Source organism: Succinimonas sp., from assembly GCF_045225735.1.
Taxonomy (GTDB): Bacteria; Pseudomonadota; Gammaproteobacteria; order Enterobacterales; family Succinivibrionaceae; genus Succinimonas.
On the sequence record NZ_JBGVBR010000022.1, the window covers coordinates 1 to 9,547 of the forward strand.

Consider the following 9,547-nt stretch of genomic DNA (forward strand, 5'->3'; position numbering starts at 1 on the left):
CCTGAAGTATCTTGTCGGAGACAGCGCCATGTGTACCGATAATATTATTCCTGAGGCGGTAGATAAAGGCATTCACCTGGTTACCCGGGTGCCTGACACCTACGGTTTTGCCAAAGCAATTTACGAGGAGACCAACGAAGGGAATCTTATCAAGATTTACGATGATGAAGAGGATCTGAATTACGGACGATGGTGCGATTCAGTAGAAATTGGCGGGGTGCCCCTGAAACTTCTGCTGGTCAAAAACTATGAAAGGAGAGAGAGCAAGGAAGATACCGTCAGGCGCAAGGCTGAGAAGGAACTTGAAAAAACTGCGGCTGCCTTTAAAAAATTAAGAACGCAACCTGCCAAGTGCAGAGCTGATGCAGAGAAAGCGCTTGCCGATCTGCAGAAGAAATGCAAGGCTTGCGTCATTTCGGACATAACTTACGAAGAGGTGCAAAAGTACGAAGGGAAGGGAAGACCTTCACCAGATGCCCAAAAAAAGACGATAGCCGTAAAGGTGCTTGGAAAGGTGTCTGTCAACGAAGAGTACATCAAGCACAAGGTTGAGGAGGAACTTCAGTTCGTAATTGCCACAACCGACACCAGGCGGAACTGGAGCATGGCTGAACTTTTGTCGACATACAAGAGACAGTCCACTATCGAGAGAATGTGGAAAATCTCCAAGGATCCCAAAATTCTGCTGAATGCCCTCTACCTTAAAACACCTCATCGCATTCAGGCTTTGATGTGGGTTCTGTCTATTGCTTTGCTGGTCTATGCCGCAACAGAGTATCTCCTGAAAAAGGCGGCAAAGGAAAATAACATAAAGATGCCCGCTCCTGATCACAGGTTTACGCTGGCCGTGCCGACGTTAAACAGACTGAAGCAGTACGCCGATAACTCACAAGTGATTTTGGTGTTTTTAGATGCATCACAGACATTCATGATATCAGGAATGACGGATGTTTTTGCAGATATCATAGTGGCACTGGGTGATGAATGGATTAGGTACTATCAGCCACGAACTTACCAGAACTTCTACTATGAGCTCTTAGATAAGATGACAGGGAATTCAAAGCCATTGCCTGATTTTAAAAAATCAAAGATTTTCAAGGGGAAAATGTAATTCCAAAAAATTACTGACCAATGTCGGATACAAATTTAGCCGAAGGCCTTGAAACTATTGCTCATATAGTTGAAGCCAATTTCGACCAAAATCGCAAAAATATAGCATTATGGTCTGACGTGGAAACGGTTATTGAACTTCTTATTACCAGCCCCCTTTATTTAAAAACAAAATATAACTTAGAAGATGATAAATTTCCTAAATGGGACAATAGTACACTTGAAAGTTTTTCTTACGGATTAGATATCTTTGAAATTCTTTTAACAAAATATTTATCTTTAATCCAAAATATAGATATCACTAAAAATAATGCTGAAACATTCTTCAACGATATAGTTGTCAATCACCTTGAATCATTGACAAGTAGATCTTGCGGTGCAATTGACGAAGATGTAGCCAGGGAACTTTTAGACATTTCTAATGCCAACATCGTTATAAACTATAACTATACGAACATTGCTGAACGCTTTTTTAAGGAAGTACATTCACCAGAACAAAAGGATAAAATAATACATATAAACGGAAGTATTCAGCCTGAACTTAATAACCAAAATGAATTTGAAACCAACATAGTCATTGGATACACAAATTTCAGTAATGATGATATTCCCAAAGAACTGTATCCTTTTGAAAAAACGTGTAGACGTATTATTAAGAACACTGGCTATGTTGATATTAATGAGTTTATCGAAGACAACTGGTTCGATCTGATAATTATCGGACATTCATGCGGAATTGCTGACAGTGATGTCATAGGGAAATTATTATGTCACAAGAAATTAAATTACGCGGTTATTCTCTGTCATTCTAAATATGATTTAGTATCAATCTTCAACAATATCAAAAAAATCATAAATTCGGAAAATGATAGAGAACGTAAAAATAATAAGATTAATACATTTTTAGACCTCACGTCTTATACTAAAAATTTCCGTTGCGTAGATGATAACAAACCTGCAAATAAACTGTTCTTTGCCGTAGAACATCCGAAAGAAATAACTGGAAATCACGAATAGATACAAGGAAAATGGACACCTGTTTTAAACTCAATCGCCATGAGAAAAAAAGCAAGCAGCGAGATAAATACAAACAAATAAAAAACGGCAGAGACCATAATCACTGCCGCTCTATAAGGTTTTAAAGCTGAGTTACCAGTCAACAAGGGCCGAATCAGGCCGAAAGCATTCTTCCGGCCCCTTTCCGCACTGTTACAGAGTAATTACATCAAAATCAGCCACCGGACTTACATCAGCGTCATAATCCACGCCGTTAACCCCAAAGCCGAACAACTTCAGGAAGTCCTTCTTGTACTGATCATAATCGGTCTTTTCTTTGAGATTCTGGGTGGTGATCTCCGGCCAAACGCTCTTGCAGGCATCCTGCACCTTCGGATCCAGCTCCCAGGTATCCATTCTGATACGATCCTTTTCATCCAGCGGGAAGTCCGGATTGTTAAGAGCCGTGCTGAAAAGACGGTAAATATGATCGATAACCTCTTCATGCACGCCCTGCTCCTTCATAATGCGGAAGCAAATGGCAATGTAGAGAGGCATTACCGGAATGGCGGAGGAGGCCTGAGTGATCACTGACTTCAGTACCGCTACATTAGCCCGGCCGGAAACAGCTGCCAGAGAAGCGGTAATGGCGTGAGCGGCTCTGTCCAGATCCTCCTTGGCCTTGCCCAGAGTGCCGTGCCAGTAGATAGGCCAGGTGAGCTCCGTGCCAATATAGCTGTAGGCCACAGTACGGAAGCCGTCAGCTAAAACGCCGGCAGCGGAAAGAGCCTGAATCCAGAGCTCCCAGTCCTGACCGCCCATAACCTTTACGGTATCCTCAATTTCCTGCTCATTGGCCGGCTGTACGCTGTCCTGAATGATTTCATCCTTGTTGGTATCCACAGCGGTGGTGGTATAAACCTGACCAATAGGCTTCAGGGAGGACTTTACGGTTTCTCCGGTAGCGGGAATGGTTCTTCTGGGAGAGGCAAGAGAATAAACCAGGAGGTCGATTTTGCCGAGATCCTGCTTTATAAGCTCAATAACCTTGGCGCGGCAGGCATCGGAGAAGGCATCGCCGTTAATGCTTTTGGCATAAAGCCCTTTCTCATGAGCCAGAGTATCAAAGGCAGCGGAATTATACCAGCCGGCAGTTCCGGTACGTCCCTCAGTGCCCGGCTTTTCAAAAAACACTCCGATGGTGGCAGCTCCGGATCCGAAGGCGGCGCTGATGCGGGAGGCCAGACCGTAGCCGGTGGAAGAGCCGATTACCAGAACCTTTTTAGGGCCGTTTTCGATTTTGCCATGGGATTCCACATAGGCAATCTGATCCCTGACATTCTGAGCGCATCCGGCCGGATGGGCGGTGGTGCAGATAAATCCGCGAACTTTTGGCGATATAATCATGTTATTGCTCTCTTTGTAACGCTAAATTGCTGAATTGTCCTGAAAAGTTCCGATAAGAGACAGCCAATACTGAACCGGCAGGAATCTTTCGGATGTTCCTGATAAAAGATTTTACACTGTGTTTCCCGGTTTTGACACTGACTCCGAAAAATTACCGCTCCGGGATCTTGTTTTTGCCGCAGAAGTCCGGGGCGGAAAGGCGATTTTGCTGTTCTCCACAAAGCTGCTTCTTGTCAAAAAGGCGACTTATGGCAGCATATTTGACGGGAAGAGGCTCTTTCTTTTTATGATAGAATAGCTTAGGGTCTTTGCGCTCACAGTTTCAGCTCCTGAAAAATCCGGGATATGCATCATGGCCAACAAAAAATATTTACTGTTCACCTTACTCGTGCTGGTAATTCATATTATCCTGGCTGCGGTATACGCCAACAATCAGGTTATCGGCAGCAGTCAGAACCTCCTCCTTACCAATGCCTACGATGCGCTCTATAACGGCAAATTCAGCTCCTTCGGCGATGCCTTTCCGGGTATCGGCCCCACCCCCGGACTTTTGCCATCCCTGCTGTGCTACGGCGCCTTGATGATCTGGGACAACCCCTTTTCCATCATGGCCATGATCGTTGTGCTCCGCATTATGGCCTTTGTAATATTAAGCGCCTGCTTTAAAAAATACTTCAGCAATGTCACCATGTGCTGGTTCTCCGTGTTTTTTCTGCTGTCGCCCTTCATCCTCTACAACACCACCATGACGCAGGACGCCTTTTTCCTGTTCGGAGTGGCTTTGGTAACCTCCTCCTACGTCATGCTCAGGAAGGGTACCTCATTCCGGGACATCTACAGCCGGGAGGTAACCTTTACCTATGATCGGAAGGGGTGGACGTTTTTCGGGACGATGGTGCTCATTCTGGGGCTGTTCTGGTGCCTGGAAACCGACTATCTGGGCCTTATCATGCTGTTCCTCACGCTGTTCATGTACATGCGCCGGCTTTTGACCTTCTCCTTCACCGGAGCCGCCATTGCCTTGTTCCTGGGCGGCCTTACCGTTTATCCGTTCCTGCAGGAGCTGACCTCCAACAGCACTCTTACCGGACTTTATGCCCAGGACGAGGAACACCCTCTTATGTACGGGCTCACCAATGTTTATCCTCTGGCGATTTCGGTATTTGATTACCTGAGACTGGGCAGCACCAACTTCTCCCACTATCTGATAACGGAGTTTGATCCGGACTTTATTACCGGAGATGCGGTATCAAAACTTATCAGCGCGGTCTGGGTGGGCGTTCTCTACATTGTGGGCGGGATTACCCTGCTCCTCAACATCGCCTCCTGGTCCGTGGCTCTCAAGCAGTGTCTCCCCATTGCCTTCCGCGCCGGCGTGGTTCCCAACAAAAAGGAATATCTCTATCTGGTTTCCTTTTACACCTTCTTTGCCATTTTGCTGACGGCTGCCATCTATTCTGACAAGCTGCCCTTTGTAACTCTGGGCGCTATTCTGCCCCTGGCTCTGGTTCCGGCTCTGACCATTGTGGACGCCCACCGGCAGAACAACACCTTAAAGCATTTTGCCATTCTGACGGCAGCCATCTTCTTCCTGACCGCGGTTAATCTGGGCGGCGCGGTATCCTCAGGCTACTTTGACAGCAATGACAGTCTGGGCATGCAGATCACGGAAGAGGTTAATGCCATTCTTTCTGAAATGGGGAATTAGTTTTTCGGTTTATTGCTTAAGATCTTTGCCGTTTTCCGGCCTGAACAGAGGGGAAATCAGTCAAATGTTAAAAGAAGTATTGCTGGGAAAAACAGGAATGAGGGGAATGATAGGAAAAATGAGAGCAACAGGAATGCTGAGAACGCTGGGCCTGGCTCTTTCCTTTGCCGCAGTTTCAGTATCCGCTGCGGCCTCAGATCAGAACGCCAGTAAAATCCAGGAAGGCGCCCTGAACGGGGTGGCCTACAGTCTGAACGGCGTGGTAAGAGGCTACAACGAGGATCTTTATTTCAGACCGGCCTCTACCGAAAAGGTCATCACCGCCCTGGCTGCCCTCTCCTACCTGGGGCCCAACTACCAGATAAAGACCCGTCTTCTCATCAGCAGCAAGGCCTTATCCTCCAGCAATAAAATCGTAACCCAGAACGGCGTTCTTAACGGGGACATCGAAATCGAATTCCGGGGGGATCCCTTTTTCACCAAGCAGGAGCTTTACAACCTGCTTAACACTCTGAAGGATGCCGGAGTCAGAACAATTTCCGGAAACGTCTATCTGAACTCCGGATATTTTGCCGGACATGATTATGCCACCGGCTGGTCATGGGATGATCTCCCTAAGTGCTTTACCGCCCCGCCCTCTTCGATAATCATCAACGGAAACTGCGTGTCCGCGAAGCTTTCGGCCACCAAAATCGGCGGCCCGGTCTCGGTGGAAATTCCCGAAGGCATGCCCATTTCGGTTATTACCAGCGATGTGGAGGTGGTATCCCCTTCAGAATATTACGGCGGCTGCGAACTGGAAATGGATCGCAACTCCCAGAATATCTACCGGCTCTCCGGCTGCATTCCGGTGCAGCAGAAGGGTAAGCCCCTGGGCCTTTCCTTTGCCATCCAGGATCCCGTGCAATGGGGCAAGGATCTTACCGCTCAGGTGCTCGCCAAGCTGAAAATTCAGGTAAACGGCAAAATCGAACCAGTAAGAAAATCCGCGGGCACGCTGTCCCATTATGCCGCGCACCACTCCAAGCCTATTGTCGCCATGCTGGACAAATGCCTGAAGCGCAGCGTGAACCTGATCGCTGACAGCATGGCCCGCACCATCGGCACGGAATTCTACAAGCGTCCTGCTACCTATGACATGTCTCTGACCGCTATCAGAAGAATTCTCAAGGGCAAGGGCATCGATCTCGGCAGCGCCACTCTTATTGACGGTTCCGGGCTGTCCCCCCACAACTACATCACGCCGCGGCAGATGCTGACAGTGCTGCAATATATCGCCGACAACGATCGCCACCTGAACATGATAAAGCTCTTCCCGGTAGCAGGTCAAAGCGGTACTTTAGGAAGCCGGGGCAGCGTAATGAAGCCGCCTCTTCTTAAAAACGTCACCGCCAAAACCGGCACCCTGAACGGCGTATCCAATCTGGCCGGCTTTCTTACCAGCAAGAACGGCAAGCTGATTCCCTTTGTCTACTTCATGAACAATCTCTCCTATGACGATGTTACCAAGAGAAAGCTGGCAACCAAGAAGATTGCGAAGCCCCACTATGCTCATGAAAGAAGAATTCTCGAGGCTATCTACAACGAAGAGACGGTACGGGAAAACAGATAGCAAGGAAGATTAAGAGAAATTGGTATAGGGATAAGCAGAAGATCTGCAGAAACACAGCTGGAAAACACTGACGGAAGACGTTACTGCGCTCCCTGTCCCTGGTTCGTAACAGCAAATGAAACGGCTCAAGGTCTCCGGGACTTTGAGCCGTGAGTTTTCAGAGGGGGAAAATTGAATTAAATCAGTTTAGGACAAAACCAAATTCCGTAAGGCTTTGCGGCGCATAAGTTTTCAGGTGAATTGCCATCCCTGACATAAGGCGGAGCTAACCATGCGGAGTGTCCTTGTTATGACTGGCGAAGCAGCCCGCATGCGCAGGCGTTGGTTAGGGATGACGGCCGGATGAGGTCTTTTTGGGGATAAACTGGATTCTCAGAGTCATCCCCATGGCAGCGGCCAGTCTTTTCAGAAGATTCAGGGAAGGATTTCTGGTGCCGTTCTCAATTTTGCTGATATCAGCCTGATTAATGCCCGAGCGTTCCGCAAGCTCCTTTTGCGTAAGGTTCAGAGATATTCTTGCCGCGGCCACAGCTCTGATTACATCCATCTCCGGCTGGATGTCTTCGTATGCCTTTCTGAATTCCTCATCCTGCATTTCATCAGCAAGCATATCGTCAAACGTTCTCATGCTCCGCCCTCTCTGACTTCTCTTTAGTCTGCTAATCCTTGTTGTCTGACCGTCTTGTCGCCTGTTCTGGTGCCGGCTCAGTCGGCACGATTCAGCATGGCTCCGGAACCGGAATCTGCCAGGGATTCGCAAGACGAGTCTCAGTATACCATTTCCAAGCAGAATATGGCATATATACCATAATGTGTAATGCGGGCCGGTTATGAACTTTGGAGGCTCGCACGGTGTCATGAGATGCGATGCCATAAGACGATGAAAATCAAGCCGCAGACATCATTTTCGGTTCATGGCTGGTTCAGAGAGTTCATTTCGCATCATTGCCGGAATGACAGCAAAATATGCTAAAAAAGACTGAAAACAAAAAATGACGCAGCATTATTAACTGTCTGACACCTGAAATCTAAAGAATCATCCTCACATTTTCGGAAAAACATAATTTATTATTCTCCGAAACTCCCTCTCCCCCGCGGGCATTATCCCGGCAATGGTGCTACAATTTCCTGTAACCTGCAGGCATTAAGCACAAAAAATGCCGCCGGAAAAGAGCCCGCAGGAGCAGAGGTTTAAGGCAGCAAAACAAAAAGCAAGATAGGACAGCTATGAAGGTTATTGAAAAATCCCACAAGCTTGACAATGTCTGTTACGACATTCGCGGGAAGGTAATGGTTGAAGCCCAGCACATGGAAGAGGAAGGGCAGCGGATTCTCAAGCTTAACATCGGCAATCTGGCCACCTTCGGATTTGATACTCCGGAAGAGGTTATCAAGGATATCATTATCAACATTCCCAATGGTCAGGGCTATTCGGAATCAAAGGGCATCTTCATCGCCAGAAAGGCCATTGCCCAGTACTATCAGCAGAAAGGCCTCCGGGATGTGGATCATAACGACATCTATATCGGAAACGGCGCTTCGGAGCTTATTGTGCAGTCCATGCAGGCTCTCCTTAACAACGGCGATGAAATTCTGGTGCCTGCCCCGGACTATCCTTTGTGGACCGCTGCCGTAAATCTCAGCGGCGGCCGCGCTGTGCACTATATCTGCGATGAACAGGCTGACTGGCTGCCGGATCTTGATGACATCAGAAAGAAGATCTCTCCGAGAACCCGGGGCATTGTGATCATTAACCCCAACAACCCCACCGGTGCTCTTTATTCCACTGAATTCCTGATGGAACTGGTGGAACTGGCCCGGCAGAACAATCTCATTATCTTTGCCGATGAAATTTACGACAAGATCCTTTACGATGACGTAGCCCACACCAGTATCTGCACCCTGTGCGATGATGTGCTCTGCCTCACCTTCAACGGGCTTTCCAAAGCCTACCGCGCCTGCGGCTTCCGCATGGGCTGGATGGTGGTGAGCGGCCCTAAGCGTCAGGCTCAGGGCTATATTCAGGGACTTAACATTCTGGCCTCCATGCGTCTCTGCGCTAACGTCCCCATGCAATACGGTATTCAAACTGCTCTGGGCGGCTATCAGAGCATCAAGGAGCTCACGAGACCCGGCGGCCGGCTCTGGAGACAGCGGAACAAGGCCTGGGAGCTTATTAACTCCATCCCGGGCTTAAGCGCCGTAAAGCCTAAGGGAGCTCTTTACATGTTCCCGAGAATTGACACCAAGATGTACCGCATCAAGGATGATCAGAAAATGGTGCTGGATCTCCTCCGGCAGGAAAAAATGCTTATTGTTCAGGGCACAGGCTTCAACTGGCCGGCACCGGATCACTTCCGTCTGGTATTCCTCCCCACCGAGGAGGTTATTACCGATGCCTGCGATCGCCTGAGGCGCTTCTTCAAGCATTACCATCAGGATTAATCTCCTCGATACCTGAAAGCCGCCCCGCACCTGAAAGCGTACCTAACGGTAGTTTCGACTCATTTTGAGCGGAGTCCCCAAATGTAAAGGTTTGACGGAATTTTCTGTGCACACAACCACAAAACCATTTATATTCAACGCTTCGATATTGATACACGCCAGATAATCCTTTATAATTAAGAATACAGAGGTTGTGTGCACATGAGCTATTTAGCAAAAACTACTTCCAAGGGCCATGATTACTACAAGATCATGGAAAGCTACCGTGA

7 protein-coding genes are annotated in these 9,547 nt (G+C 47.9%); 5 read left to right on the forward strand and 2 right to left on the reverse strand.

Translation table 11 applies throughout. The features are described 5' to 3' along the window. The coding region (locus ACJROR_RS00565) for an IS1634 family transposase (RefSeq protein WP_406545399.1) at positions 1-1,111 on the forward strand (1,111 nt) is incomplete at its 5' end. A 20-nt stretch (positions 1,112-1,131) separates the two neighbouring features. Next, positions 1,132-2,127: a hypothetical protein gene (locus ACJROR_RS00570; protein WP_406545400.1), complete on the forward strand. Its 996-nt coding sequence runs from the start codon at positions 1,132-1,134 to the stop codon at positions 2,125-2,127. Positions 2,128-2,319: 192 nt separating this feature from the next. On the opposite strand, the gene fabV is transcribed toward ACJROR_RS00570, so the two are convergent. Continuing rightward, entirely contained in the window at positions 2,320-3,513 is a 1,194-nt protein-coding gene (gene fabV / locus ACJROR_RS00575; protein WP_406545401.1) for an enoyl-ACP reductase FabV, read from the reverse strand. A gap of 352 nt (positions 3,514-3,865) precedes the next feature. Here fabV and ACJROR_RS00580 point away from each other — a divergent pair, with 352 nt between their 5' ends. Further along, the gene (locus ACJROR_RS00580) at positions 3,866-5,221 is read left to right on the forward strand and encodes a hypothetical protein (RefSeq protein WP_406545402.1); all 1,356 of its coding nucleotides are present in this window, start codon (positions 3,866-3,868) and stop codon (positions 5,219-5,221) included. Between the two features lie 106 nt (positions 5,222-5,327). Further along, positions 5,328-6,833, forward strand: coding sequence for a D-alanyl-D-alanine carboxypeptidase/D-alanyl-D-alanine-endopeptidase (gene dacB / locus ACJROR_RS00585; RefSeq protein WP_406545403.1), 1,506 nt, complete (start codon positions 5,328-5,330; stop codon positions 6,831-6,833). 325 nt (positions 6,834-7,158) lie between these two features. Here dacB and ACJROR_RS00590 read toward each other — a convergent pair whose 3' ends face one another. Beyond that, a complete protein-coding gene (locus ACJROR_RS00590) occupies positions 7,159-7,461 on the reverse strand; it encodes a helix-turn-helix domain-containing protein (RefSeq protein WP_406545404.1) in 303 nt (100 codons plus the stop codon). A gap of 599 nt (positions 7,462-8,060) precedes the next feature. Here ACJROR_RS00590 and ACJROR_RS00595 point away from each other — a divergent pair. After that, positions 8,061-9,278 carry a pyridoxal phosphate-dependent aminotransferase gene (locus tag ACJROR_RS00595; RefSeq protein ID WP_406043186.1) on the forward strand — a complete coding sequence of 406 codons (1,218 nt, stop codon included), beginning with the start codon at positions 8,061-8,063 and terminating at the stop codon, positions 9,276-9,278. Positions 9,279-9,547 lie beyond the last annotated feature (269 nt).